General features: G+C 70.7%; 21 protein-coding genes. 11 read left to right on the top strand and 10 right to left on the bottom strand.

What is annotated here, in order from left to right:
- Positions 1-116: 116 nt before the first annotated feature.
- The 6 genes from ACWAUO_RS08550 to ACWAUO_RS08525 all read left to right on the top strand — a co-directional run bounded on the left by ACWAUO_RS08550 (position 117) and on the right by ACWAUO_RS08525 (position 6646).
- Entirely contained in the window at positions 117-1598 is a 1482-nt protein-coding gene (locus ACWAUO_RS08550) for a fumarylacetoacetate hydrolase family protein (protein WP_460774679.1), read from the top strand.
- Positions 1595-2272: a GntR family transcriptional regulator gene (locus ACWAUO_RS08545; protein WP_460774678.1), complete on the top strand. Its 678-nt coding sequence runs from the start codon at positions 1595-1597 to the stop codon at positions 2270-2272. The genes ACWAUO_RS08550 and ACWAUO_RS08545 overlap by 4 nt, the downstream gene beginning before the upstream one ends.
- Positions 2269-3792, top strand: coding sequence for a 5-carboxymethyl-2-hydroxymuconate semialdehyde dehydrogenase (gene hpaE, locus ACWAUO_RS08540; RefSeq protein ID WP_460774676.1), 1524 nt, complete (start codon positions 2269-2271; stop codon positions 3790-3792). Before ACWAUO_RS08545 ends, hpaE begins: the two co-directional genes overlap by 4 nt.
- A gap of 31 nt (positions 3793-3823) precedes the next feature.
- Positions 3824-4990, top strand: coding sequence for a 3,4-dihydroxyphenylacetate 2,3-dioxygenase (gene hpaD, locus ACWAUO_RS08535; protein WP_460774675.1), 1167 nt, complete (start codon positions 3824-3826; stop codon positions 4988-4990).
- A gap of 82 nt (positions 4991-5072) precedes the next feature.
- On the top strand, positions 5073-5858 hold the full coding sequence (gene hpaH, locus ACWAUO_RS08530) for a 2-oxo-hept-4-ene-1,7-dioate hydratase (RefSeq protein WP_460774674.1): 786 nt from the start codon (positions 5073-5075) through the stop codon (positions 5856-5858).
- A complete protein-coding gene (locus ACWAUO_RS08525) occupies positions 5843-6646 on the top strand; it encodes an HpcH/HpaI aldolase family protein (protein WP_460774672.1) in 804 nt (267 codons plus the stop codon). Before hpaH ends, ACWAUO_RS08525 begins: the two co-directional genes overlap by 16 nt.
- Positions 6647-6765: 119 nt before the next feature.
- On the opposite strand, the gene ACWAUO_RS08520 is transcribed toward ACWAUO_RS08525, so the two are convergent.
- A complete protein-coding gene (locus ACWAUO_RS08520) occupies positions 6766-7698 on the bottom strand; it encodes a LysR family transcriptional regulator (protein WP_460774671.1) in 933 nt (310 codons plus the stop codon).
- 101 nt (positions 7699-7799) lie between these two features.
- Here ACWAUO_RS08520 and ACWAUO_RS08515 point away from each other — a divergent pair, with 101 nt between their 5' ends.
- A complete protein-coding gene (locus tag ACWAUO_RS08515) occupies positions 7800-9392 on the top strand; it encodes an FAD-binding oxidoreductase (protein WP_460774670.1) in 1593 nt (530 codons plus the stop codon).
- Positions 9389-10369: an ABC transporter substrate-binding protein gene (locus ACWAUO_RS08510; protein WP_460774668.1), complete on the top strand. Its 981-nt coding sequence runs from the start codon at positions 9389-9391 to the stop codon at positions 10367-10369. Before ACWAUO_RS08515 ends, ACWAUO_RS08510 begins: the two co-directional genes overlap by 4 nt.
- 62 nt (positions 10370-10431) lie before the next feature.
- Here ACWAUO_RS08510 and ACWAUO_RS08505 read toward each other — a convergent pair whose 3' ends face one another.
- Genes ACWAUO_RS08505 through ACWAUO_RS08490 form a run of 4 tightly spaced genes read right to left on the bottom strand, consistent with a single transcriptional unit; the run spans position 10432 to position 16343 of the window.
- Positions 10432-11811, bottom strand: a complete 1380-nt coding sequence (locus tag ACWAUO_RS08505) for a carboxylesterase family protein (protein ID WP_460774667.1) — start codon at positions 11809-11811, stop codon at positions 10432-10434.
- A complete protein-coding gene (locus tag ACWAUO_RS08500) occupies positions 11808-13811 on the bottom strand; it encodes a flavin-containing monooxygenase (protein WP_460774665.1) in 2004 nt (667 codons plus the stop codon). The genes ACWAUO_RS08505 and ACWAUO_RS08500 overlap by 4 nt, the downstream gene beginning before the upstream one ends.
- 20 nt (positions 13812-13831) lie before the next feature.
- Positions 13832-15448 (bottom strand): FAD-dependent monooxygenase, encoded by a 1617-nt coding sequence (locus ACWAUO_RS08495; RefSeq protein WP_460774664.1) that lies wholly within the window; start codon positions 15446-15448, stop codon positions 13832-13834.
- Positions 15449-15497: 49 nt separating this feature from the next.
- Positions 15498-16343 carry a fumarylacetoacetate hydrolase family protein gene (locus ACWAUO_RS08490; protein ID WP_460774663.1) on the bottom strand — a complete coding sequence of 282 codons (846 nt, stop codon included), beginning with the start codon at positions 16341-16343 and terminating at the stop codon, positions 15498-15500.
- Between the two features lie 180 nt (positions 16344-16523).
- Here ACWAUO_RS08490 and ACWAUO_RS08485 point away from each other — a divergent pair, with 180 nt between their 5' ends.
- Both ACWAUO_RS08485 and ACWAUO_RS08480 read left to right on the top strand, forming a co-directional pair.
- Positions 16524-17210, top strand: coding sequence for a GntR family transcriptional regulator (locus ACWAUO_RS08485; protein WP_460774661.1), 687 nt, complete (start codon positions 16524-16526; stop codon positions 17208-17210).
- Positions 17211-17305: 95 nt separating this feature from the next.
- On the top strand, positions 17306-18196 hold the full coding sequence (locus tag ACWAUO_RS08480) for a VOC family protein (RefSeq protein ID WP_460774660.1): 891 nt from the start codon (positions 17306-17308) through the stop codon (positions 18194-18196).
- A gap of 142 nt (positions 18197-18338) precedes the next feature.
- On the opposite strand, the gene ACWAUO_RS08475 is transcribed toward ACWAUO_RS08480, so the two are convergent.
- The 5 genes from ACWAUO_RS08475 to ACWAUO_RS08455 all read right to left on the bottom strand — a co-directional run bounded on the left by ACWAUO_RS08475 (position 18339) and on the right by ACWAUO_RS08455 (position 23382).
- The gene (locus ACWAUO_RS08475; protein ID WP_460774658.1) at positions 18339-19157 is read right to left on the bottom strand and encodes an ABC transporter ATP-binding protein; all 819 of its coding nucleotides are present in this window, start codon (positions 19155-19157) and stop codon (positions 18339-18341) included.
- A 26-nt stretch (positions 19158-19183) separates the two neighbouring features.
- Positions 19184-19945 carry an ABC transporter permease gene (locus ACWAUO_RS08470; protein ID WP_460774657.1) on the bottom strand — a complete coding sequence of 254 codons (762 nt, stop codon included), beginning with the start codon at positions 19943-19945 and terminating at the stop codon, positions 19184-19186.
- Between the two features lie 15 nt (positions 19946-19960).
- Positions 19961-20782, bottom strand: a complete 822-nt coding sequence (locus ACWAUO_RS08465) for an ABC transporter permease (RefSeq protein ID WP_460774656.1) — start codon at positions 20780-20782, stop codon at positions 19961-19963.
- 41 nt (positions 20783-20823) lie between these two features.
- On the bottom strand, positions 20824-21819 hold the full coding sequence (locus ACWAUO_RS08460) for an ABC transporter substrate-binding protein (protein ID WP_460774654.1): 996 nt from the start codon (positions 21817-21819) through the stop codon (positions 20824-20826).
- A 246-nt stretch (positions 21820-22065) separates the two neighbouring features.
- Positions 22066-23382 carry an NtaA/DmoA family FMN-dependent monooxygenase gene (locus ACWAUO_RS08455; protein ID WP_460774653.1) on the bottom strand — a complete coding sequence of 439 codons (1317 nt, stop codon included), beginning with the start codon at positions 23380-23382 and terminating at the stop codon, positions 22066-22068.
- Positions 23383-23613: 231 nt separating this feature from the next.
- On the opposite strand from ACWAUO_RS08455, the gene ACWAUO_RS08450 reads away from it, so the two are divergent.
- A complete protein-coding gene (locus tag ACWAUO_RS08450; protein WP_460774651.1) occupies positions 23614-24861 on the top strand; it encodes a flavin reductase in 1248 nt (415 codons plus the stop codon).
- The last annotated feature ends 105 nt before the right edge of the window (positions 24862-24966 follow it).

Genomic DNA, 24966 nt, shown 5'->3' with positions numbered 1-24966 from the left:
TGGATCCGACAGATCATATACGAATCCGCCAGGTGATCATATACGCCCGCGGCCCGGTTGCCCGACCGGCGGGGATCGTATACGATCGCCCCATCGACGTAAGAGCGAGGGAGCTCATGAGCACTGACACCACCACGACGGACCCCCGGTTCGCCGGACTCCCCCAGCGCCCCGGCAAGATCATCGCGGTCCACCTGAGCTACGCCTCACGTGCCGACCAGCGCGGTCGCCGTCCCGCGCACCCGTCCTACTTCTTCAAGCCGGCGAGCTCGGTCGCCGCCTCGGGCAGCACCATCGAGCGGCCGGCAGGCACCGAGCTGCTGGCCTACGAGGGCGAGATCGCGGTCGTCATCGGCGAGCCCGCCCGGAACGTCACGATCGAGGACGCCTGGTCGCACGTGGGCTGGGTCACGGCCTCCAACGACTTCGGCGTCTACGACCTGCGCGCCAACGACAAGGGCTCGAACGTGCGCTCGAAGGGCCGCGACGGCTTCACCCCGATCGGGCCCGCCCTCATCGACGCCCGCACCGTCGACCCCGCCGCCCTCCGGGTGCGAACCTGGGTGAACGGCGAGCTCAAGCAGGACGACTCCACCGCGGGGCTCATCTTCCCGATCGCGCAGATCGTCGCGGACCTCGCCCAGCACTTCACGCTCGAGACCGGCGACGTCATCCTCGCCGGCACCCCCGCCGGCTCCTCGGTCGCCGTCCCCGGCGACGTCGTCGAGGTCGAGGTGGACGTGCCGGGCGGCCCCTCCTCGGGCCGCCTCGTGACCACCGTCGTGCAGGGCGACGGCGCGTTCGACCCCGACCTCGGCTCCCTTCCCGCCGCCGACGACGCGCAGCGCGCCGACGCGTGGGGCTCCCGTGAGGCCGCGGGCCTCCCGCCGGTCGAGGCCGCCGCATCCGTCCTCACCCCGGAACTGCGCGCCAAGCTCGAGCGCGTCCCGGTCGCGGGGCTGTCCGGCCAGCTGCGCAAGCGCGGCCTGAACAACGTCACGATCGACGGCGTCTCCCCCATGCACCCCGAGGCCAAGCTCATCGGCACCGCGAAGACGCTGCGGTTCGTCCCCGGCCGCGAAGACCTCTTCAAGAGCCACGGCGGCGGCTACAACGCGCAGAAGCGCGCGTTCGACGCGGTCGGCGAGGGCGAGGTCATCGTCATCGAGGCCCGCGGGGAGGCAGGCTCCGGCACCCTCGGCGACATCCTCGCCATCCGCGCGCAGGCCCGTGGCGCCGCCGGCATCGTCACCGACGGCGGCGTGCGCGACTACGACGCGGTCGCCGCGGTGGGCCTCCCGATCTACACGAAGGGCGCGCATCCCGCCGTCCTCGGCCGCAAGCACGTCCCGTGGGACGTCGACGTCACCATCGGATGCGGCGGCACCACCGTCCAGCCCGGCGACATCATCGTCGGCGACCGCGACGGCGTCATCGTGCTCCCCCCGGCGATCGCCGAGGAGGTCGTCGACGCGGCGATCGCCCAGGAGGAGGAGGACGCCTGGGTCGCCGCCCGCGTCGCCGAGGGCCACCCGGTCGACGGGCTCTTCCCGATGAACGCGCAGTGGCGCGAGCGCTACGAGGCGGAGCGGGCGTGAACGCACCCTCCAAGTCGGAGCGGGCGTACAGCTGGCTGCACGCCCGCATCTCGCAGCGCGAGTACGCCGCCGGCCACCGGCTCGTGCTCGGTGCGATCGCGGACGAGCTCGACATGAGCGTCGTCCCGGTCCGCGAGGCGATCCGCCGGCTGGAGGCCGAGGGGCTCGTGAGCTTCGAGCGGAACGTCGGCGCCCGCGTCGCGTACCTCGACGAGACCGAGTACGTCTACTCGATGCAGACGCTCGGACTCGTGGAGGGCTCGGCCACCGCGCTGTCCGCGCCGCTGCTGAGCGCCGAGGACCTCGACCGGGCCGCGGCCGTGAACGACCGCATGACGGCCCTGCTCGACGACCTCGACCCGCACGAGTTCACCCGGTTGAACCAGGAGTTCCACTCCGTGCTGTTCGAGCCGTGCCCGAACCCGCACATCCTCGATCTCGTGCACCGCGGCTGGAACCGCATGGCGAACCTGCGCGACAGCTCGTTCGCGTTCGTACCCGGCCGCGCGCACCACTCGGTGGCCGAGCACGCCGAGATCGTCGACCTCATCCGCTCCGGCGCCGACCCGCTCGAGATCGAGCTCGCCGCCCGCAACCACCGCTGGCGCACGATGGACGCCTTCATCGCCGCCCGCCACCACGACACCGTGCCCACCGATCCGGAGGAATCATGACCGACACCATCACCGCGGCAGGCCGCCACGTGCCCGCCGACCTTCCCGACCGCATCCGTCACTACATCGACGGCGAGTTCGTCGACTCGATCGACGGTGACACGTTCGACGTGCTCGAGCCGGTCTCCAACGAGGTCTACGTCACCGCCGCCGCCGGCAAGAAGGCCGACATCGAGCGCGCCGTCGCCGCCGCCAAGCGCGCCTTCGACGAGGGCCCCTGGCCCCGGATGCTGCCGCGCGAGCGTTCGCGCGTGCTCCACCGCATCGCCGACATCGTCGAGTCGCGCGACGCCCGCCTCGCCGAGCTCGAGTCGTTCGACTCCGGCCTGCCGATCACCCAGGCGCTCGGTCAGGCGCGTCGCGCCGCGGAGAACTTCCGCTTCTTCGCCGACCTGATCGTCGCCCAGGCCGACGACACCTTCAAGGTGCCCGGCCGCCAGATCAACTACGTCAACCGCAAGCCCATCGGCGTCGCGGGGCTCATCACGCCGTGGAACACCCCGTTCATGCTCGAGTCGTGGAAGCTCGGTCCGGCGCTGGCCACCGGCAACACGGTCGTGCTGAAGCCGGCCGAGTTCACCCCGCTGTCCGCGTCGCTGTGGGCGGGCATCTTCGAGGAGGCGGGCCTGCCCAAGGGCGTGTTCAACCTCGTCAACGGCCTCGGTGAGGACGCCGGCGACGCGCTCGTGAAGCACCCCGACGTGCCGCTCATCTCGTTCACCGGCGAGAGCCGCACCGGCCAGATCATCTTCGGCAACGCGGCGCCCTTCCTGAAGGGCCTGTCGATGGAGCTCGGCGGCAAGAGCCCGGCGATCGTCTTCGCCGACGCCGACCTGGACACCGCGATCGACGCGACCATCTTCGGCGTCTTCTCGCTGAACGGCGAGCGCTGCACCGCGGGCTCCCGCATCCTCGTCGAGCGCTCGGTCTACGACGAGTTCGTCGAGCGCTACGCCGCGCAGGCGAAGCGCGTGAAGGTGGGCTACCCGCACGAGAAGGAGACCGAGGTGGGCGCGCTCGTGCACCCGGAGCACTTCGAGAAGGTCATGAGCTACGTCGAGATCGGCAAGTCCGAGGCGCGGCTCGTCGCCGGCGGCGGCCAGCCCGAGGGCTTCGAGTTCGGCAACTTCGTCGCGCCGACCGTGTTCGCCGACGTCTCCCCCGACGCCCGGATCTTCCAGGAGGAGATCTTCGGTCCGGTCGTGGCGATCACGCCCTTCGACACCGAGGAGGAGGCGCTCGCCCTCGCCAACAACACGAAGTACGGCCTGGCCGCCTACGTGTGGACCAACGACCTCAAGCGCGCGCACAACTTCGCGCAGAACATCGAGGCCGGCATGGTGTGGCTGAACTCCAACAACGTCCGGGACCTGCGCACCCCCTTCGGCGGTGTGAAGGCGTCGGGCCTCGGTCACGAGGGCGGCTACCGCTCGATCGACTTCTACACCGACCAGCAGGCCGTGCACATCACGCTCGGCGAGGTCCACAACCCCACCTTCGGCAAGCAGGGCGCCCACTGAGGCCCCGCCGCATCATCGCAAGGACGCTGACATGACCGACATGAAAGACCGCACCCTCACCTCCTCGGGCTTCTACGTCTCGCAGGAGGCCCCGATCGAGACGGACAACCCGTTCCCGACGCCCACCTCGCCCGCCCCCGACGTGCTGCGCTGCGCGTACATGGAGCTCGTGGTGACCGACCTGGCCGCATCCCGCCAGTTCTACGTCGACATCCTCGGGCTGTACGTGACCGAGGAGGACGACGAGGTCATCTACCTCCGCTCCACCGAGGAGTTCATCCACCACAACCTGGTGCTGCGCAAGGGCCCGGTCGCCGCGGTCGCCGCGTTCTCGTACCGCGTGCGCACCCCCGAGGACCTCGACCTCGCGGTCGCCTTCTACGAGGAGCTCGGCTGCCGCGTCGAGCGCCGCCCGGAGGGCTTCACGAAGGGCATCGGCGACTCGGTGCGCGTGGAGGACCCGCTCGGCTTCCCGTACGAGTTCTTCTACCAGACCGAGCACGTCGAGCGGATGTCGTGGCGCTACGACCTGCACATCCCCGGTGAGCTGGTGCGCCTGGACCACTTCAACCAGATCACCCCCGACGTGCCCCGCGCCGTGAAGTACATGCAGGACCTCGGGTTCCGGGTGACCGAGGACATCCAGGACGAGGAGGGCACGGTGTACGCCGCGTGGATGCGCCGCAAGCCCACCGTGCACGACACCGCCATGACCGGCGGCGACGGCCCCCGCATGCACCACGTGTGCTTCGCGACGCACGAGAAGCACAACATCCTCGCGATCTGCGACAAGCTCGGCGCCCTGCGCCGCTCGGACGCGATCGAGCGCGGCCCCGGCCGCCACGGCGTCTCGAACGCGTTCTACCTGTACCTGCGCGACCCCGACGGTCACCGTGTCGAGATCTACACGCAGGACTACTACACCGGCGACCCCGACAACCCGGTGGTCACCTGGGACGTGCACGACAACCAGCGCCGCGACTGGTGGGGCAACCCCGTGGTCCCGAGCTGGTACACCGACGGCAGCCTCGTGCTCGACCTCGACGGCAACCCGCAGCCGGTCGTCGCACGCACCGACTCGAGCGAGATGGCCGTGACCATCGGCGCCGACGGCTTCTCGTACACGCGCCCCGAGCAGGGCGAGGAGTCCATGCCGGAGTGGAAGCAGGGCGAGTACAAGCTCGGCCACCAGCTCTGACGCACCGCGGGTGCCGGGGTCCGCGCCCCGGCACCCGCGCGCGTTACGGCATGATCGAGGAAACGGCTTGAAGGAGAGACGGATGCTGGATGCTGCAACGATCGACGCGATCGCCGCAGAACTCGCCGAGGCGGACCGCGCGCACAGCGTGATCCCGCGGATCACGGCGCGATACCCGGAGGCGACGGTCGAGGACTCGTACGCCATCCAGGGCAAGTGGCGCGACACGCAGGTCGCCGCCGGGCGGCGCCTCGTCGGCCGCAAGATCGGCCTCACCTCGAAGGCGATGCAGCAGGCCACCGGCATCAGCGAGCCGGACTACGGCGTGATGTTCGACGACACCGTGTACGAGAACGGGTCCGTCATCCCGTTCGACGCGTTCTCGAACGTGCGCATCGAGGTGGAGCTCGCCTTCGTGCTGAAGGAGCCGCTCGAGGGTCCGAACTGCACGCTGTTCGACGTGCTGCGCGCGACCGAGTACGTCACCCCCGCGCTCGAGGTGCTGAACTCGCACATCGAGCTCGAGGGCCGCACGATCGTCGACACCATCAGCGACAACGCCGCCTACGGCGGCATGGTGCTCGGCGGCATCCCGATGCGGCCCGACCAGATCGACCTGCGCTGGGTCTCGGCGCTGCTGTACCGCAACGAGACGATCGAGGAGACCGGCGTCGCCGCCGGCGTCCTCAACCACCCGGCCACCGGCGTCGCGTGGCTCGCGAACAAGTTCCACCAGCACGGTGCACGGCTCGAGGCCGGCGAGATCATCCTGGCCGGGTCGTTCACCCGCCCGATGTGGGTCTCCCGCGGCGACAGCGTGCTCTGCGACTACGGACCGATGGGGACCATCTCATGCCGCTTCCTCTGACCCCCACCCTCCGCCACCGGATCGCCGAGTCCGACCGCGCCCTGTTCGGGGGCTGGGTCTGCTCCGGCTCCCCCGTCATGGCCGAGATCATGGCCGGCGCCGGCCTCGACTGGCTCATGATCGACATGGAGCACGGTGCGGTCTCGCTCGAGACCGTGCAGGTGCTGCTGCAGACCACGGCGGCCTACCCGGTGACCACGATCGTGCGGGTGCCGGTCAACGACGCGGTGTGGATCAAGCAGGTGCTCGACCTCGGCGCGCAGACGATCATGGTGCCGATGGTCTCGAACGCCGAGCAGGCGGCCGCGGCCGTCGCGCACGCGTCGTACCCGCCGAAGGGGCACCGCGGCGTGGGCAACGCGCTCGCCCGCTCCGGCCGCTGGAACCGCGTCGACGACTATCTGCGCAACGCCGCGGAGTACACGTCGGTGATCGTGCAGATCGAGACGATCGAGGGCGTCGAGAACGCCGAGGCGATCGCGTCGGTGCCCGGCGTCGACGGCGTGTTCGTCGGCCCGAGCGACCTCGCCGCATCCATGGGCCTCATCGGCCAGCAGACGCACCCCGACGTGGTCGCCGCAGTGGAGCGCGCCTTCGCCGGCGTGCGTGCCGCCGGCACCCCGGTGGGCGTGAACGCGTTCGTCGAGTCGACCGCGAAGGCGTACGCCGAGGCCGGCGCCGCGTTCCTGCTCGTCGGCGCCGACGTCGGCATCGCCGCCCGCGGCGCCGAGCGCCTCGCGCAGACGTTCATCCCCGCATCCGACGGCACCGCCCGCGCCTCCTACTGACGCCGCGCGCCGCTGCCCGGACCGCGAGACTGCATCCGACCGCCGAGACTGCGGGGTAACCCCGCTGTCTCGGCGACCCGGTGCAGTCTCGCGGTTCAGGCGGGTCGGGGCGGACGGGGTCAGCCCTCCAGGCCGTCGGCGCGGAAGCTCTGGCGGGCGACGTCGAGCCAGGCGCGGGTGCGGGCGTTCGGGCGCATGTCCCGGGCCCAGGCGAGCGCGACGTACGGGAGCGGGTCCACCCGCTGCGTGAGCGGCTTCGACACCACCCGCAGGCCCGCGTACGACAGGTCGAGCTCGGGCCGCTGGAACAGCACCGAGTACCCCATCCCCGCGCCCACGAGCGAGCGCACCGTCGCGTAGCTGCGGGAGCGGTGCCGCACCTCGGGGGTGAGCCCCGCGTCGCGGAACAGGTCGAGCACGCGCGTCGAGATCGGCGGCGCGCTGAAGAGGATGAACGGCTCGTCCGCGACGTCGGCGAGCGTGACGTCGTCGCGGTCGGCGAGCGGGTGGTCCTCGGCGAGCAGCAGGTGCGGCCGTACCGACAGCAGCGACAGGGTCCGGATGTCGGGATCCAGCCCCGCGTCGTAGAGGAAGGCCACGTCGATCGCCCCCGCGAGCAGCTGCTCCTGCACGTCGTCGTGGTACGCCTCGACGAAGCTCACCTCGACCTCCGGGCACTCCTCCGCGAACGCGCGGAGCATGTGCGGGATGACCGCCGGGGCCAGCGGCATGTAGCAGCCGACCGAGAGCGGGCCGCGCACGAGCGACCGGTCGTCGCCGGAGAGGTGCACGAGCTCCTCGGTGAGGTCGAGGATCTGCCGGGCCTGCTGGAACGCGGCCTGCCCGGCGGAGGTGAGCGTCAGCCCGTGCGCCTTCCGCTTCACGCACAGCTGCGTGCCGGTGAGCCGCTCCAGCTCCGACAGCGACATCGAGATCGCCGACGGCGCCATGTGCAGCCGCCGCGCGGCCTCGCTGATCGTGCCCGCCTCGGCGGCGGTCACGAAGTGCCACAGCTGCCGCAGCGTGATGCTGGGGTTCCCCCGGATGTCCACGGCGACTCCTTCCGTCCACGCGAGGCATGTTCAGCAGAATCGACGTTCATCGACTGAATTCGCCTATTTACGTGAGAATACCCCCGACGGACGATGGATGCATGTCCCACCATGCCGACGACACCGCACGCTCCACGTTCCTCTCCCGCGCCGCCGAGATCATCGGCGCGGAGCACGTGCTCCAGCCGGACGACGGGCATCCGTACCTCGAGCAGGGCTACGCCGACCCGTACGCCCTGCATCCGGACGCACCCGCCGCCGCCGGGGTCCGCCCCGGCTCCACCGAGGAGGTGCAGGCGCTCGTCCGGCTCGCGAACGAGACCGGCACGGCGCTGTGGACCGTCTCGCGCGGCAAGAACCTCGGCTACGGGGGCGCCGCGCCGCGGACCCCCGACCAGGTGGTGCTCGACCTCAGCCGCATGAACACGATCGAGAAGGTCGACGGCGAGCTCGGCTACGCCGTCATCCAACCGGGGGTGACGTTCTTCGACCTGTTCGACCACATCCAGGAGCGCAGGCTCCCGCTCTTCGTCTCGGTGCCCGCGCTCGGCTGGGGCTCCGTGCTCGGCAACGCCCTCGACCGCGGGTACGGCATGTCGCCCTACGGCGACCACGTGCAGCAGCTGTGCGGCCTCGAGGTCGTCCTCCCCGACGGCTCGCTCCTGCGCACCGGGATGTGGGGCCTCGAGGACAGCCCCCTCGCGAACATCTTCAAGGGCGGGTTCGGCCCGAACGTCGACCAGTTGTTCACGCAGTCGGGCCTGGGCATCGTCGTACGTGCCGGCATCTGGCTGATGCCCTGGCCGGAGGCGTTCGCCTCGGGCGACATCCGCGTGCAGGACGTCGACGACGTGACGATCCTCGTCGACAGGATCGCGGACCTCCGCCGCCGCGAGATCTTCCAGAACAACTGCCTCGTCGGCAACGTCGTGCGCGCCGGCACCTTCAACGGCCCGCGTTCGCGCTGGTACCAGGGCGAGGGTGCGATCCCCGACGACGTCGTCGAGGAGATGAAGGAGAAGATGGGCGTCGGCCATTGGAACGCCCGCTTCGCGCTCTACGGCGACCCCGGCATGATCCGTGAGCGGATCCGCATCATCCGGGAGGCGTTCGACCTGCCCGGCTTCTCCGTCGACGTCCGCGTGTACGAGGGCAAGGACGGCGCCCCCGTCACCTACGACGAGATCGACGTGAAGGACCAGACCACGATGGCCGGCGTCCCGACGCTCGCCGGGCTCAGCAGCGTCAGCTGGTACGCGGAGGACGGCGGGCACACCGACCTCGCGCCGCTCCTGCCCGCCCGCGGCGAGGAGGTGTACGACTTCTACCGCGAGGTGAAGGCGCTGTACGCCGAATACGGCTTCGACCTGTACATCGGCTACCACGTGTACGCGCGCCACCTCGTGCACGTCACGATGATCTTCTTCGAGAACGGCAACGCGGAGCAGCTCGAGCGCGCCCGCGCGCTGTACCGGGCGGTGTCGGATGCGGCGCTCGCCCGCGGCTACACGCCGTACCGCGGACACATCGACAACATGGACGACATCGCGGCCGGGTTCTCGTGGAACGACGGCGCCGCGATGCGCTTCCAGGAGCGGCTGAAGGACGCCCTCGACCCGAACGGCATCCTCTCCCCCGGCAAGCAGGGCGTCTGGCCCGCGAACCGCCGCGGCGCGGTGGAGGCGGCGCGTTGACCCGCCGCATCCGTCCGGTCCTCGTCACCGCCGCGGCGGCGGCGCTGGCGCTCACCGGCTGCACCGCCGCCGACACCGCGTCCGGCGAGGCCGACGCGCAGCTGGAGCCGATCACGGTGCTGTACGCCGCGATCGCCTACGAGCCGCTCGTCATCGCCGAGCAGAACGGCTACTTCGAGGAGGTCGGCCTCGACGTCACGGTCAAGCGCGGCGGCGCCCCGCAGGACAACATCGCGCAGGCCCTGGGCGGCTCGGCGGACATCATCGTCGCCGCCTGGGACACCGTGGTCACCTCCACCGCCGAGGGGATGCCGATCGAGGTCGTGGCCGGCAACTCCGTCGTCAGCGACACGATCGACACGTCGGGCGTGCTGGTCCGCGAGGGCAGCGGCCACGGTTCGCTCGCCGACCTGAAGGGCGGCACGGTCGCGTTCGACTCCCTCGGCGCCGGCGGCACGATCGAGTTCTACGGCGCCCTCGCCGAGGCGGGGCTCTCCCGTGACGACGTCACCGCCGTCGCCATCCCCTACGCAGGGATGGGCGCCTCCCTCGAACAGGGGCAGGTGGATGCGGTCTTCCCCTCCGAGCCGTTCTACTCGCAGTTGACGGCCGACCCGCAGAACGTCGTGATCGCGAACCCGGTGCGCGAGACGCGCGCAGACGTGCCCATCACGCTGTGGGCGGCGAGCAGCCCGTGGCTCGCCGAGCACGGGGAGGAGGCGGCCGCGTTCCTGGAGGCGCTGCAGCGCGGCATCGAGGTCTACGAGGACCCGGCGAACCTCGACACGGTCCTCGAGGTGCGCGCCGAGATCGCCGAGACCTCGGTCGACGAGGTGTCCACCTCGATCCCGCCGATGCGCCTCGCGATCGACGAGGACGCCGTGACGGTCGCGATCGATCAGGTCGTCGCGTACGGCACGGTCACCGAGCCGAAGCCGCTCGACGAGATCCTGTGGGCGGGCGCGCCGCGGCGCTGACCGCACGAACGGATGAAGGGGGCGGCCGTCCGGCCGCCCCCTTCATCCGTTCCCGCATCCGTTCATCTCACGGCGGTGAGCCACCGCTCGGTGGGGGCGACGTCGCGCACCTCTCCCCCGTCGAACTCGCGGCGCAGCGGCGCCTCGGGGTCGAACACGGCGTGCGGGTACCCGAACGCGAAGTCCGCGAACCAGCCGCCGAGGGCGTCCGAGACGGCGTCGAACACCGCGTCGTCGAGCCCGTCGAGCATGGGCGCGTCGTCCCAGGAGTCCCGGCTGCCGAAGAGGAACGGCAGCGGCATGCAGTGCGGGCTGTAGGCGCCGGGCAACGGGCTCTGCACGGCGAACCCGCCGAGGCTGACCCGGACGCCGGCGGCGGTCGCCGCGGCGGCGAGCTCGAGGTGCGCCAGCCGGAACTGGTGCAGCGTCATCGCCTCGATCATCCGCTCCTTCGGCGTCGCGGCCGCGCGCTTGGCCGCGATCCAGGCGGCGGCGGCGACCGGCTCGGCGAAGCGCGCCCCGAGGAAGCCCTCGACGGCGGCGTCCGTGAAGGCGGCGTCGGGGGCGGGGCCCAGGAACGCCGCGGCCTCCTCCGCGGTCGACAGGAGCAGCAGCGACTCGACGTGCAGCCGGCTCGCGCTCGCGGCGAAATCGTGGAGGTCGGCCCGCAGGTCGCCACCTGCCGCGGGGAGCAGCGGCATCCCCTTGCCGGCGAACGCGCGCGCCAGCTCGCCCTGCGCGTCGAGCGCGCGCTCGGCGGACACCGCCGCGAGCCCGCCGTCGGCCGCGACCGCGTCGTGCACGGATGCGGCGCGTGCGGCGTACACCTCGGGGGCGAGCGGCGGGTCCCAGGGCAGGCTGATGAGCGCCGCACGGCGGAACAGGCCGGCGGCCGCGGGCGTGGTCGCGAGGGCGTAGCCGATCCACGCGCCGGCGGAATCCCCGGCGAGCGTGACCTGCTCCGGGTCGCCGCCGAGGTCGCCGATGCGGTGACGCACCCAGCGAAGCGCCTGCAGCACGTCGCGGACGGGCCGCTGCGCGTCGGCCGGGTCGGGCGCGCCCGCACCCAGCATCCCGAGCACCCCGATCCGGTAGGTGACGGTGACGAGCACCACCCGGTGCCGGGCGACGAAGCCGGCGGCGTCGAACCACCTGGCGCACCCGGCGCCGGAGAGGAAGCCGCCGCCGGGCACGAAGACCACGACCGGCAGCCCGTCGGCGTCCTCGGGCGCCTGCACGCGCACCAGGAACGCGTCCTCGTGCTGCGGCAGCTCGCCGTTCGCGCCGCCGAGGAGCCGGTCGAGGCCGCCCGGTCGCTGCGGGAACGCCGCCGGCGCCGTCTCCTCGGACGGCGGCACCGTGGCCGAGAGCTCGGAGAAGCGGTCGGATGCGTCCTGCCTGACCCCGTAGCGGGCGACGACGTCGATCGCCGCCCGGGTCATCGCAGCAGCTCGTAGTCGTCCAGGTCGACCTGCTCGGTGATGAGCCAGTACTCGCTGGTGCGGAACGGCCAGACCTGCGACACCCGGCCGAACCGGTTCTGGTACCAGGTCTTCACGTACGACTGGCCCCAGGTCATGCGCCGGCTCTCCGCGTCGACCCAGGCGATGTGCCGGTCGAGGGCCTCCTGCGTGAGATCGAGCGCCTTCGCGTCCTGCTCCAGCAGGGTGCGGATGGACTTCACCGCGTACTCGGCCGCCCGCTCGATCATGAAGTGGAGCGCGCCGCCGACGACGCCGCCGGTGTTCGGGCCCATGAGCATGAACAGGTTCGGGAACCCCGGCACCGTGATGCCCGCGAACGCCTTCGCGTCGCCGCCCCAGTAGTCGTGGATCTCCCGACCGCCCCGGCCGACGATGCGGATGGGGTCGAGGTAGTCGGAGGGACGGAACCCGGTCGCGTAGATGACGACGTCGACGTCCAGCCGCTCGCCGTCACCGGTGACGATCCCGGTCTCGTCGAACGACGCGAGACCGCTGGTGATGACGCGCGTCTGCGGCGACTTCAGCGCCCGCGCCCACACGCCGTTGTCGCGAAGCATCCGCTTGGCGGACGGCGGGTAGCTCGGGATGGCGATCTTGAGCAGGTCGGGGCGGTCGGCGTACTGCTCGCGGTAGCGCTCGAGGATGGCCTGGCGGAACTCCTCGTTGGCGCGGGAGACGCTGTGGGGCACGCCCTCCCAGCCCTCCTCGGCGCGGGCGATGTGGAGGCGCCCGTCGATGCCCCCGGCGGTCACCCACAGCCGGAACCAGTGGCCGTAGTGCGGCACCTTCGCGTGCAGCCAACGGGCCGCGTCGCTCATGAGGTCGTGGTACGTCGGCGCGGGCAGCATCCAGGGGGCGCTCCGCTGGAACACGTACAGCTGCTCCACGTCGTCGACGATCGCGGGGACGATCTGGTAGGCGCTCGCGCCGGTGCCGACGACCGCCACGCGCTTGCCGGCGAGGTCGACGTCGTGGTCCCACTCCTGGGAGTGCATCTGCGCGCCGGTGAAGGACTCCTGGCCGGGCCACTCCGGGATGAACGGGTGGTCGAGCTGCCCCACCCCGGTCATGATCGCCTGGAACTCGCGCTCCTGCGTGCGTCCGTCCGAGGTGCGGGTCGTGGCGCGCCAGAGCCCGCGCTCCTCGTCGAAGACGGCGGACTCGAGCTTCGTGTCGAACTCGACCGTCTCGTCGTCCCAGCCGGCGCGGGTGAAGGTGTCCTTGAGGTACTCGAGCACCTCGTGGCCCTGCGCGAACTGGTGCGGCCAGTCGGTGCGCTGGGCGAACGAGAAGCTGTAGCCGTAGGTCGGGGTGTCCAGGCGCACCCCCGGGTAGTGGTTCTTCCACCACGTGCCGCCGAGGGTGTGCGAGCCCTCGATCCAGGTGAACGGGACCCCCGCCTCCTGCAGGCGCCAGGCCGCCGCGATGCCGGAGATGCCCGCACCGACGATGAGCACCTCGAACGGCCGCCCGGCGGCGAGGTCCTCGAAGCGCCAGCCGGGTGCGCCGTTGCGGTCGGGGGCGATGTCGAGCTCGTGCTTGATCTGGCCCTCGTAGCCGGGGTCGCGGGTGCGGCCGCCGGTGAACCAGTCGAGGATCTCGTCCGTGAGGCCGACGGGCAGCGTGTCGACGGATCGGATCGCCTGGTCGCGCAGCCGGCGCAGCGCCTCGAATCCGACCTCCCGCGCGCGCGCCTGCTGCTCGGCACTCATGCCGCCGTGCAGCTCCAGGTACGGGCCCATCGGCGGCAGCGGCGGCCGGATCGCGTCCTCGAGGATCGAGGTGTCGCGCAGGGCGGCGGCGAGCGAGGCGAGCAGCACCGGCAGCTCCGCCTTCGCGACGTACGCGCGCAGCTCCTCGTCGGACTCGGTGATCGCCGGGTACTCGTCGATCCAGTAGAGATCGCCGTGCGGGGCGCGCACGGGCGCCTCCGACACCTGCGTCGGGGTCGCGTTCATCATTCCTCCTGGTGGTGGGATCAGTCCGAAAGGACGAGCCGGGCGGCACGTGCCCGGTCGTCGAGGTAGCCGCGCAGCTCCGCCACGACCTGCGCCTCGTCGGGGGCGGTGAACAGCGCGGCGACGTAGCGGTCGGGACGGACGGCGACGAAGACGGCCTCGTCGCCCGCGCCGACGGTGAGCGCGGGTGCGGTCTCGGCGACCTCGCCGTCGGCGACGGCGCGGCCGGGGGCGAGGATGCGGAGCGTGGTCGCCCCGATGCCGTCCCAGTAGGCGTCGCGCTTGCACAGCCCGGGCACGCGGCCACCGATCTGCAGCAGCGCCCAGCCGGTGCCGAGGTGGTCGTCGAGCCGACGGAGGCCTCCGCCCGCGTCGACCACTTCGGGCGAGCTGAGGGCTCGGCCCGTGGCGACGCCGGGGAGGGTCGTCGGCGTCGTCACGGCGACCCCGGCCGTGTAATCGGCCGGGGTGATGAACCGCATGTTCGCGAGGAAGTCGCGCACCTTCGGCAGCAGGCTCAGCGCACGCACGCCGAGGTCGCGCGCCCGCGTGGCGACCGGGTTCGTCGCCATGACGACGGCACCGATCCGCCGGGAGACGGCGACCATGTTCGCGCCGTGCGTGCGCCGCTCGGTCTCGTAGCTGTCGAGCAGCCGTTCGGTCGCGCCGCCCCGGATCGCCTCGATGAGCTTCCAGCTGAGGTTCGTCGCGTCGCGGACGCCCGCGTTCAGGCCCTGCCCGGCGAACGGCGGCATGAGGTGGGCGGCGTCGCCGATGAGGAACGCGCGGCCCTGGCGGTAGGTGCGCGCGATGCGCTGGTGCGCGACGTACACGACCGCGCGGCGGACGTCGGCCGGATCCAGCGACGACCGGAACGCGGGGACCACCAGTTCCTCGATGCGTTCCGGACGCGTCATCTCGTCCGCATCCTCGTGGTCGAAGAGCATGAACTCGATCCGCAGCCGGCCCTTCACGCCGGGGACCAGCACGTACGGCCGACGGCCGTCGCAGTGGAACTCCGCGAACGGGTCGAGCGAACGGGTCTCGTTCAGCAGGTCGACGACGATCCACCGCTGCGGCTGGGTCGTGCCGACGAGGTCGATGCCGAGCGCGGAGCGCACGAAGCTCTTGCCGCCGTCGGCGCCGATGAGCCAGCCGGCGGTGAGGATGCGGCGGTCGTCACCGGTCTCGACCGTGACCGAGACCCCCTCAGTGTCGTTCGTGACGCCGGTGACCCGCGCGCCGCGGAAGAACTCCAGGCCCTCGTGCGCGACGGCGCGGTCCCAGAGCAGCTGCTCCAGGATCGGCTGGTCGAACTGCGTCTTGGCGGGGTGTCCGAGCCGCGACGGCACGGGCTTGGCCTCCAGCAGCAGCCGGTCGCCGAGGCCGTAGTAGCGGCTGCCGGTGTCGAGCAGCGACTCCGCCTTCAGCGCGTCGGCGACGCCGAGCTGCGCGAAGGTGCGGAACGACTCGTCCTGCAGGCTGATCGCGCGCGGCAGGTCGGTCGGACGCTCCACCTGGTCGATGAGCGTCGTGCGCACGCCGGCATCGGCCAGCAGCAGCGCGGCCACCAGCCCGATGGGGCCGGCACCGACGACGATGACCTCGCGCTCGCGGGGGCGGCTCGTGTGCTCCACTGTTCCTCCTGGTCGATTCCCGACCGCATCGGCGCTGCCGACCCGTGGGTCAGCGGCGCACCATGCGGTTGACGAGGGTGCCGAGTCCGGTGACCTCGACCTCGACGACGTCGCCGTCCTCGAGGAAGGTCGGCGGGTCCATGAACAGCCCCACGCCGCCGGGGGTGCCGGTGACGATCACGTCGCCCGGCTCGAGGCGGGTGAAGGTCGTGACGTACTCGATCTGCGCGGGGATGTCGAAGATGAGGTCGGCGAGCGCCGCGTGCTGGCGGACGTCGCCGTTCACCCTGGTGGTGATCTCGAGCGCCTCGATGTCGTCGATGTCGGCGGCGGGCACGTAGTAGGGGCCGAACGTGCCGGACTCGGGGAAGTTCTTGCCGGGGATCCACTGCCCGGTGTGGCGCTGCCAGTCGCGGGCGGAGAAGTCGTTGAAGACGGCGTAGCCGGCGACGTGGTCGAAGGCGTCCTCGCGCGAGACGCGGTACGCGGGCGTGCCGATGACGAGCGCGACCTCGCCCTCGTAGTCGTACTGGGTCGACTCCGCCGGGATGGTGACGTCGGCGCCGTGCGGCCACAGCGTGTCGGCGAAGCGCGTGAAGACCGTCGGATGCGGCACGTCGGCCCGTCCGGTCTCCTCCTTGTGGGTGCGGTAGTTCACCCCGATGCAGATGACCTTGTTCATGCCGCTCAGCACGGCGTCGAACGCGGTGCCCTCGACGGCCTGGGTGGGCGCGCCCTCGAGCGACGGCGGCGTCTCGAGCGCACCGGCGACGACGGCCTCGCGGAGGGTGGGCGCGACCCCGAGCCCGGAGGGGCCGAGGTCGTGGAGGACGCCGTCCTGCTCGAGGCCCCAGGTGGGCTGGCCGTTCGCGGCGCGGTAGCTGGCGTATCGCATGGTGTCCTCTCTGACAGGGCGGCGTCCGCGACGCCGGGTCGCGGATGCGGGCCGACGGTGCGCCCGCACCCGACAGCCTACGCGAACTTATGCATTCGTCAACCTGCAATGCATAATCTGACTATTCCATCTCACGGAGGAAACCGACATAAGTTGGCGAAATCGCCGTATATTGCACATATGGCGAAACGAGGCGATGCAGACACGCTCAGCACCGAGGTGCGCGAGCAGCTCCGGCGCGACATCCTCGCCGGACGGTGGGCACCGGGCGAGAAGCTGCAGCTCGTGGCCCTCTCGACGCTCTACGGCACGAGCAGCACGGTCGTGCGCGAGGCGCTCACCCGCCTCACCGGCGACCGGCTCGTCGAGCTGAAGCCGAACCGCGGGTTCTTCGTGCCGCGCCTCTCGCTCGGCGAGCTCCGCGACTTCAACGAGCTCCGCTGCATCTCGGAGGAGTTCGGCATCGCGCTCGCGATCGAGCGCGGCGACCTGCAGTGGGAGTCCGAGGTCTTCGCCGCGCACCACACGCTGGAACGCACCGAGCGGTACACCGAGGACGGCACCCTCAATCCGGACTGGATGGACGCACACAACGTGTTCCACGCGCGACTGCTCTCCGCGTGCGGGCTGCCGGTCCTGCTCGACCTGTGCACGAACCTCTCCGACACGAACGCGCTGTACCGGCGCTGGGCCGCCGAGGGCGCGCCGTTCATCGAGCGCGACATGGACGAGGAGCACCGCGAGATCCTGCAGGCCGTCCTCGACCGGAACGCGAAGCTCGCCGCCTCACTCCTGCGCGCCCACTACACCCGCACCATGGAGATGATCCTCGAGGTGGGCCTGCGCCCGGAGGCGCTGACGAGCTGACCCCACCCCTGGTCGCGATTATGCATTCCTGATAGAGTTGTGCACTATCAGGCGGGCATCGTCGTCCGCACCCGTCATCGACGACAGGAGCAGCCATGGGATTCGGCGTCATCAGCGAGATCGGTTACGTCTCGCTCCAATCCGCGGACATCGAGGGCGCCGTCGCCCACGCCCGCGACATCCTCGGGCTGGTCGAGACCGCCCGGAGCGGGAACGCCGTCTACCTCTCGAGCGCGGCCAAGCTCCACCACGAACTCGTCTACCTCGACGCGCCGGAGAACGGCGTCGGACACATCGGCCTCGTCGCCGCGGGCAAGGAGGGACTCGACACCGTCCGCCGCCGGGTGACGGATGCGGGCTACCCGATGCTCAGCGCCACGCCACTGCATCCGGGGGTGGAGGACGGCTTCGCGTTCCTCGGTCCGGAGGACTTCGTGTTCGAGATCTACATCGGCCCGCAGGCCGCCCAGGTCATCCCCTCGGGCCACGCCCCCGACCGGTTCGGCCACGTCAACCTGCATCCGCAGAACCTGCAGGCCATGCTCGCCTTCTTCACCGACGTCCTCGAGTTCCGGGTGTCCGACGTGATCGGCGACGACTTCGCGTACTTCCTCCGCTGCAACACCGAGCACCACGGGGTCGCCCTCATGAAGGGGAAGGGATGGATGCACCACCACGCGTGGCAGGTGCAGTCCATCGCCGACCTCGGCAAGCTCGGCGACCGGCTGCACGAGCACGGCGCACGCCTGCTCATGGGCCCGGTGCGTCACGGCGCCGGGCACAACATCGCCGCCTATTACGTCGAGCCCACCGGCGCCGTCGTGGAGCTCTACACCGACCTGGAGCACATCTACGACGACGAGCGGCCGCCGATCGTCTGGCCGGCCGACGATCGCGCCTGGGCGACGAAGTGGTCGATCTACGACTTCAGCGAGTTCCGCTCGCACGGGCTGTTCCCGGCGCGCGAGCACATCGCCGCGACCTGACGCAGCGCGCACGACGAGGGGCGCCCGCCGGCCACGGTGGGCGCCCCTCTCCATGTGACACGACTGCCGCATCCCGGATGCGGCCCGGGCACGCGGAACGGCCCCGCCCCTCGGGAGGGGGCGGGGCCGTCGATCCGGGGTGCTACTTGCGCAGGCGGGTGAGGATGCGGCCGCGGGCGTCCTGGAAGCGCGGGTCGGCCTTGGTCGCCACCTGGTCGCGGTGCGTGCCGAAGCCGGTCTCGATGACGTCGACGACCGTGGCGGGCTTGCCGGCGATCACGACGACCTTGTCGGCGAGGTAGATCGCCTCGTCGACGTCGTGGGTGACGAGGATGATGGTGACGCCGAGCTTCTCGCGCAGGTCGATGACGAGGTCCTCGAGGTCGAACCGGGTCTGGGCGTCGACCGACGCGAAGGGCTCGTCCATGAGGAGCACCTTGGCGTTGTAGGCGAGCGCACGGGCGATCGCCACGCGCTGCTGCATGCCGCCGGACATCTCCCACGGGTACTTGTCGCCCTGGCCGCCGAGCCCGACCGCCTCGAGGGCCTCATCGGCCTTCTTGTTGCGGATCGCCTTCGGCTCGCCCTTGCCCTGCAGCGGGAAGGCGATGTTCTCGCGCGTCGTCATCCACGGCATGAGGGAGCGCGAGTAGTCCTGGAACACGACCGCGATGTACGGGTGCGGGCCGTTGATCGTCTGCCCGTCGACGGCGACCGTGCCGAGCTTGGGCTTCAGCAGCCCCGACAGGCCCTTCAGCAGCGTCGTCTTGCCGACGCCGGAGGGGCCGACGATCGAGACGAACTCGCCCTGGCCGACCTCGAGGCTGAGGTTCTCGAGGATGCGCTTCTCGTTGGCGCCGTCGCCGTAGCCGACCGTGATGCCGTCGACCTTGAGCAGCACCTCGCCGGAGCTGGTCCGGAGCGTGCCGGTGTGGATGGTGTTGGCGGTGGGGGTGATCATGAGGTCTCCTTGCGAAGCGTGGGCGCTCACCGCGCGCCCGATCGGAAGTACCAGGACAGGAGGCGCTTCTCGGCCACCGCGAACAGCATGACCAGGATGTAGCCGATGACGCCGACGAGCAATGCCCCGCCCCAGGTCTCCGGGATCTTGAAGGTGCTGGACGAGTTGAGGATGTAGAAGCCGAGGCCGATGTTGGAGGCGAACAGTTCGCTCACCACCATGACGACGATGCCGATGGGCAGCGCGACGCGGATGCCGGCGACGATCTGGGGCATGGCGCCGGGGAGCACGACGCGGCGGTAGTACAGCATCCGCGGGATGCCGAACACCTTGGAGACGCGGCGGACGCCGACCTCGACACCGCGGGTGCCGTCGATCGTGTTCAGCAGGATGGGCCAGACGCAGGCGAAGGCGACCGCGTAGATCTTCGGGAGCGAGCCGATGCCGAGCGCACCGATGATGAGCGGCACGAGCGCGGACTGCGGCACGGAGCGGAAGAAGTGGATGTAGGGGTCGAGGATGAGCCGGAGGCGCTGGGTCTCACCCAGGATGAGCCCGACCGCCACGCCGACGACGATCGCGATGAGCAGACCGATCGCGAGGTTCAGCAGACTCGTCCCCGCGGCGACCACGAGGGTGCCGTTGGCGATGTCGCGCACCGTCACCTCGACGATGCGGGAGAGCGGCGGGATGAACAGGTTCGTCGAGCCGGCGGAGACGAACCACCACACGGCGATGAGGACGATGGGGAGCCAGAGGCCCCACACGAGGTTGGAGACGATCTTCACGAGTCGAAGCCCTTCTCAGTCGTCGCTCTGGCGGTTCCACGCCAGGAGCTTCTTCTCGCCGAGCGACAGCAGGGTCGCGATGCCCCAGCCGAACAGGCCCGCGAAGAACAGGTAGGCGAACGCGAGGTCCCATCGCTGGGCCTCCTGGGCCAGGGTGATGAGGCGGCCGATACCGGGCACCTGGGTCAGCACCTCGACGCCGACGGCCGCGAGGATCGCGATGGACGCCGAGATGCGCACGCCGGTGGCGATGAACGGCAGCGCCGCCGGCAGCAGCACCCGCCGGAACCAGAGGGTCTTCGGGATGCGGAAGATGCGGACCGTGTCGACGATCCCCGGGTCCAGTCGCCTGGACCCGAGGATCGACTGCACGAGCACGGGCCACACCGCGGCGAGCACGACGAGCGTGATCTCCATCTGGGTGGTGGCGCCCAGCAGCAGCATCATGACCGGCATGAGCGCGATCGTGGGGAACGCCCGCCCGAACTCCACCACGAGGGAGGTCGAGCGGTCGACGGGGCGGATGCTGCCGATGAGCAGGCCCAGCACGACGCCGATGACGCAGGAGATCACCCAGCCGGCGGTGGCCGACATGAGGGTCTGCCCCAGGGCTCCCCAGAAGGCGGGCGAGACCACGGTCGTGAAGACGGCGGCGATGACCGCCGGCACGTCCGGCGTGAACGAGGGCACCACGCGGGCCACGACCGCCAGTTGCCAGAGCACGAGGATGACGGCCAGGGCGATGAGCCGCTGGAGCAGCAGCATCCAGTCGTAGCGGCGCTGCACCGTGATCACCACCCCGGTGTCGGTCGTCGGGGACATCGTCTTCGTCGTCATTTGTCCGTCTTCACAATCGTGGGTCGGTCGGGCGCGCCGCGTCAGCTGCGGGGCGCGCCCTCCCAGAGGATCTCGTCGACGGGCTTGGGGTTCTGCACGAAGCCGAACTCCTCCAGCGCGTCGGTGGTGGCCTGGGAGACCTCGGGGTCGGTGACCAGTGAGGCCTCGACGAGGTTGAACTTCTGCGTGTCCACCGGCTGACCGGTGACGTCGGCGCGCACCTGGTAGACCGCTTCGACGTTGGCCGGGTCCATGTAGAACTCGACGGCCTTGCCCATCGCCTCGTTGAACTTCTCGGCGGTGCCGGCGTTCGCGGCGAGCCACTGGTCCGTGGCGCTCCACAGCGTGATGCCGAGGCCGCCGCGGTACTCGCGCGAGGGGTTGGAGATGACGGTGAAGTCGTCGACCTCGAGCGCCTGGGCGTAGAAGCTGTCGGAGGGGAAGATCGCGTCGACCTGGCTCTGCTCCAGCGCGCTCTGCATGCTGGCGAAGGGCAGCGCGACCTGGGTCACGTCGTCGGGGTCGACGCCGGCGTCCTTCAGCGCCTGCAGCACCGGGACGTTGCCGCCGGAGCCGATGGAGTTGAAGGCGATGGTCTTGCCCTCGAGGTCGGCCATCGAGGTGATGCCGCTGTCCTCGCGGACGACGACGCCGGAGGTGTCGAACTCGGTGCTGATGATGCCGTTGTTCGAGATGACCTTGATGGGCAGGCCCTCGGCGGTCGCGGTCACCGCGGTGTCCCACGAGATGATGCTGATGTCGGCGGAGCCGCCCGCGAGCTGGCCGAGGTTGTCCTGGGCGGTGCCGCCGGGGACGATCTTCACGTCCAGGCCGACCTCGTCGAAGAAGCCCTCCTGCTCGGCGAGGTAGAGCGGCTCGTAGTTGATCGCCGCGTGGACGACCGTGATCTCGGTCTTCCCGCCGTCGGATGCGGGGGCGGTCTCGCCACCGGCGCAGCCGGTGGCGATCAGTGCGGTGGCGGTGGTCACGGCGGCGATGGCGCCCCAGCGGACGGTGCGTCGGGGGAAGTGTGTCATGCCTGCTCTCCTCGTCGAGATCGGTGCTCCGGCCCTTCGGTGGGCCTGTCTGCATCCCCGTCACGAGAATGCATTAAATGGACCATAACGCATTCCTCTTGGATTGTGGAGCTTTTTTTCCGGCCTCCCTCCGATCGGAGGGGGGCGCGGCTGCAGTAACGCGAAGGACCGCCTCCCGGCAGCCGGGCGGCGGTCCTTCCGTGCGGTCCTGCGTGCGACAAACCTACGCCGCGCAGCCCGGTTCCATCAGGCGGTCGGACGCGGGAGTCCGAAGTGCTCGCGCAGGGTGGTGCCCTCGTACTCGGTGCGCGCGTAGCCACGGTCCTGCAGCTCGGGGACGAGCAGCTCGCACATCTGCTTCATCCCGCCCGGGTTGTACGGCGAGTTGAGGTTGAAGCCGTCGCACGCACCCGACTCGAACCAGTCGACCATGGTGTCGGCGATGGTCTGGGGCGTGCCGATGATCCACTGATGGCCGGCGGAGCGCGCCATGTCGATGATGAGGTCGCGCAGGGTCATCCCCTGGTCGACGACCTTCCGCCGGAACACGTGGTACCGGCTGCCGAGGGACGGATCCTCGCTCAGCCATTCCACCGGGATGCGCTCGTCGTAGTCGAGGCTCGACAGGTCGACGCCGGCCAGGCCCGCCTCGACCTGCTTCCGCCCGAACTCGAGGTTCACGTACGAGCCGAGCTCGGCCGCGAGCTCCTCGGCCTCGCGCTGCGTCTCGCCGATGATGGGCAGGATGCCGGGGAGCACCTTCGTGTGCTCGGGCACGCGACCCTTGTCGGCGAGCATCCGCTTGAACTGGGCGTAGAACTCGACCGCACGCTCCTTCACCGGTTGCGCGGTGTAGATCGCATCGGCCACGGAGCTGCCGAGGTCGAGGCCGGGGCCGGACGAGCCGGCCTGCACGATGACCGGGTGCCCCTGCGGCGAGCGCGGGCCGGGCATGGGGCCCTCGACCTGGAAGTAGTCCCCCTGGTGCGAGATGCGCCGGACCTTGGATCGGTCGATGTATTCGCCGCTCGCACGGTCGGCGATCACCGCGTCGTCGCCCCAGGAGTCCCAGAGCGCCTTCACGACGGCGGCGAACTCGGTGGCCCGTCGGTACCGCTCCTCGGGGGCGGGCACCTCGTCGAAGCCGTAGTTGCGGAAGCCGTCGAACGAGGTGACGAGGTTCCATCCCGCCCGACCGCCCGACATGTGGTCGAGTCCCGCGATCTGGCGCGCGACCGTGTAAGGGCTCTCGAAGGTGGTGGACACCGTGCCGATGAGGCCGATGCGGGTGGTGCGTGCCGCGAGCGCCGACAGCGTGGTGATCGGCTCGTAGTAGCCGTTCGTCTTGATGTCACCGCGCAGCGTGGGCTCGGCGTGCGCGACGTCGCCGAAGAAGACGGCGTCGATCTTCGCGGCCTCGGCCATGAGCGTCAGCTCCGTGACGTAGTCGAGGCCCGGGACCTCCTCGATGCGGCTCCCCTCCCTGCGCCACGCGTCCTTGTGGTGGCCGGCGGGGATGACGAAGGTGGTCAGCGCCATGCGTCGACGGGATTCGGCTGCCATGATGTGTGCCTTTCTTGTCGGCGGTCGTGCGCGACCGGAGCCACTCCGCTCGCGATGCCATTGTCATCCGGCACAACACCTCATGCCAGACGAAACAATCGCGCACAACCTTCAGAGTTTTTGAGGTTTGAAATCTCCGGCACAAGAATATATTCTGCATCGACAAGTGCAAAGTTCGAAGACGTCGGACACCGCACGCGGCGACGAGGCCGCAGATCCCCAGGAGGAACGATGAGCACGAGCAGCTCGACCGCACCGGCCGTCGACCCGCAGCGCGCATTCCGCGACGTGATGGGCCACTACCCGACGGGGGTGGTCGTCGTGACCGCCGTCGTCGACGACGCCCCCATCGGCATGGTGGTGGGCACCTTCAACTCGGTGTCGCTCGACCCGCCGCTCGTCTCGTTCATGCCCATGCGCACGTCCGAGTCGTACGCGAAGCTGCGTCGCGCGGAGTCCGTCTGCATCAACGTGTTCGCCCACGACCAGATGCAGGTCTGCCGCACCCTCGCCTCGAAGGACCCCGCCAAGTTCGACCGCGTCGACTGGTCCCCCTCCCCCGCAGGCGTTCCGCAGATCGACGGCGCCGTCGCCCACATCCACGGCCGCATCTCGCAGGAGATCGAGGCGGGCGACCACCTCATCACGCTCGTCGCGGTCGACGACCTCGGCATCGCCCGGCCGGTCACCCCGCTGCTGTTCTTCCAGGGCGGCTACGGCGGGTTCTCGACCACCGGCCTCACCGCCCACGTGGACGAGTCGCTCATCTCCGCCGTGCGCCTCGCCGAGGCCGCCCGCCCGCAGCTCGACCGGCTCGCCAAGCGCTTCGGCTGCACCGCGGCCGCCCTCGTGCAGGTGAGCGCCCTCGACCAGACGATCGGCGCGACCTCGTACGGGTCGGACACCGACGTGGACGAGCGCATCGGTGTGCGACTCCCCCTCATCCCGCCGCTCGGCGAGGCCGCCGTCGCGTGGACCCCGGAGCAGGTCGAGACCTGGGTCGGCCGCATCCACCCGAAGGACGAGGACCGCATCGCGCGGCACCGCGCCGCCGCCGAGACGGTCCGCGCGCAGGGCTACGCCGTCTCGCGCAGCGCCGCCGCCCCCGAGGCGTACGCCGCGCTCGGCGAGGCGCTCGCGGAGTACGGCCTGAGCGAGCTCACCCCGGCCCGCGACCGGGAGGTGCGCGCCGCGATCGCCGGCGCCGACGCCTGCTTCGGCGGGTCGATCGACGAGACCGAGACCGCCGCCGACATCACGAGCATCGTCGTGCCGGTCTTCGACCCGGCGACCGACGAGCCGCGCAACTCCGGCCTCGTACTTCGCCTGGGGACCCTGCCGCAGGGCGTCGACGGCGCCACCGCCCTCGGGTGGGTGCGGGCGATGCAGGAGGCCGCCGACGAGGTGCGCGCCACCCTCGCGGGCGCGGCGGCCCGCGACTACGCCCGGTACACCCAGTCCGACCTCCGCCGGAGCTGACCCGCACGCCGGAGGGGCCGCATCCATACGGATGCGGCCCCTCCCCCCGTTCCCGCCGGCCTGGTCACCGTCGATGGTTCCCGAATGCGCATCCGTTTCGCGAGT

The sequence above is a fragment of the Microbacterium sp. GXF7504 genome, from assembly GCF_054798235.1.
This window is presented reverse-complemented; position numbering and strand designations above follow the sequence as displayed.

Bases quoted from the DNA above. Each gene is read 5' to 3' on its own strand.
- ACWAUO_RS08455 (WP_460774653.1), bottom strand. From the start codon at position 23,382: ATGGCAGCCGAATCCCGTCGACGCATGGCGCTGACCACCTTCGTCATC.
- ACWAUO_RS08475 (WP_460774658.1), bottom strand. From the start codon at position 19,157: ATGATCACCCCCACCGCCAACACCATCCACACCGGCACGCTCCGGACC.
- hpaE (WP_460774676.1), top strand. From the start codon at position 2,269: ATGACCGACACCATCACCGCGGCAGGCCGCCACGTGCCCGCCGACCTT.
- ACWAUO_RS08550 (WP_460774679.1), top strand. From the start codon at position 117: ATGAGCACTGACACCACCACGACGGACCCCCGGTTCGCCGGACTCCCC.
- ACWAUO_RS08460 (WP_460774654.1), bottom strand. From the start codon at position 21,819: ATGACACACTTCCCCCGACGCACCGTCCGCTGGGGCGCCATCGCCGCC.
- ACWAUO_RS08500 (WP_460774665.1), bottom strand. From the start codon at position 13,811: ATGAACGCGACCCCGACGCAGGTGTCGGAGGCGCCCGTGCGCGCCCCG.
- hpaH (WP_460774674.1), top strand. From the start codon at position 5,073: ATGCTGGATGCTGCAACGATCGACGCGATCGCCGCAGAACTCGCCGAG.
- ACWAUO_RS08515 (WP_460774670.1), top strand. From the start codon at position 7,800: ATGTCCCACCATGCCGACGACACCGCACGCTCCACGTTCCTCTCCCGC.
- ACWAUO_RS08465 (WP_460774656.1), bottom strand. From the start codon at position 20,782: ATGACGACGAAGACGATGTCCCCGACGACCGACACCGGGGTGGTGATC.
- ACWAUO_RS08490 (WP_460774663.1), bottom strand. From the start codon at position 16,343: ATGCGATACGCCAGCTACCGCGCCGCGAACGGCCAGCCCACCTGGGGC.
- ACWAUO_RS08450 (WP_460774651.1), top strand. From the start codon at position 23,614: ATGAGCACGAGCAGCTCGACCGCACCGGCCGTCGACCCGCAGCGCGCA.
- ACWAUO_RS08485 (WP_460774661.1), top strand. From the start codon at position 16,524: ATGGCGAAACGAGGCGATGCAGACACGCTCAGCACCGAGGTGCGCGAG.
- hpaD (WP_460774675.1), top strand. From the start codon at position 3,824: ATGACCGACATGAAAGACCGCACCCTCACCTCCTCGGGCTTCTACGTC.
- ACWAUO_RS08505 (WP_460774667.1), bottom strand. From the start codon at position 11,811: ATGACCCGGGCGGCGATCGACGTCGTCGCCCGCTACGGGGTCAGGCAG.
- ACWAUO_RS08480 (WP_460774660.1), top strand. From the start codon at position 17,306: ATGGGATTCGGCGTCATCAGCGAGATCGGTTACGTCTCGCTCCAATCC.
- ACWAUO_RS08525 (WP_460774672.1), top strand. From the start codon at position 5,843: ATGCCGCTTCCTCTGACCCCCACCCTCCGCCACCGGATCGCCGAGTCC.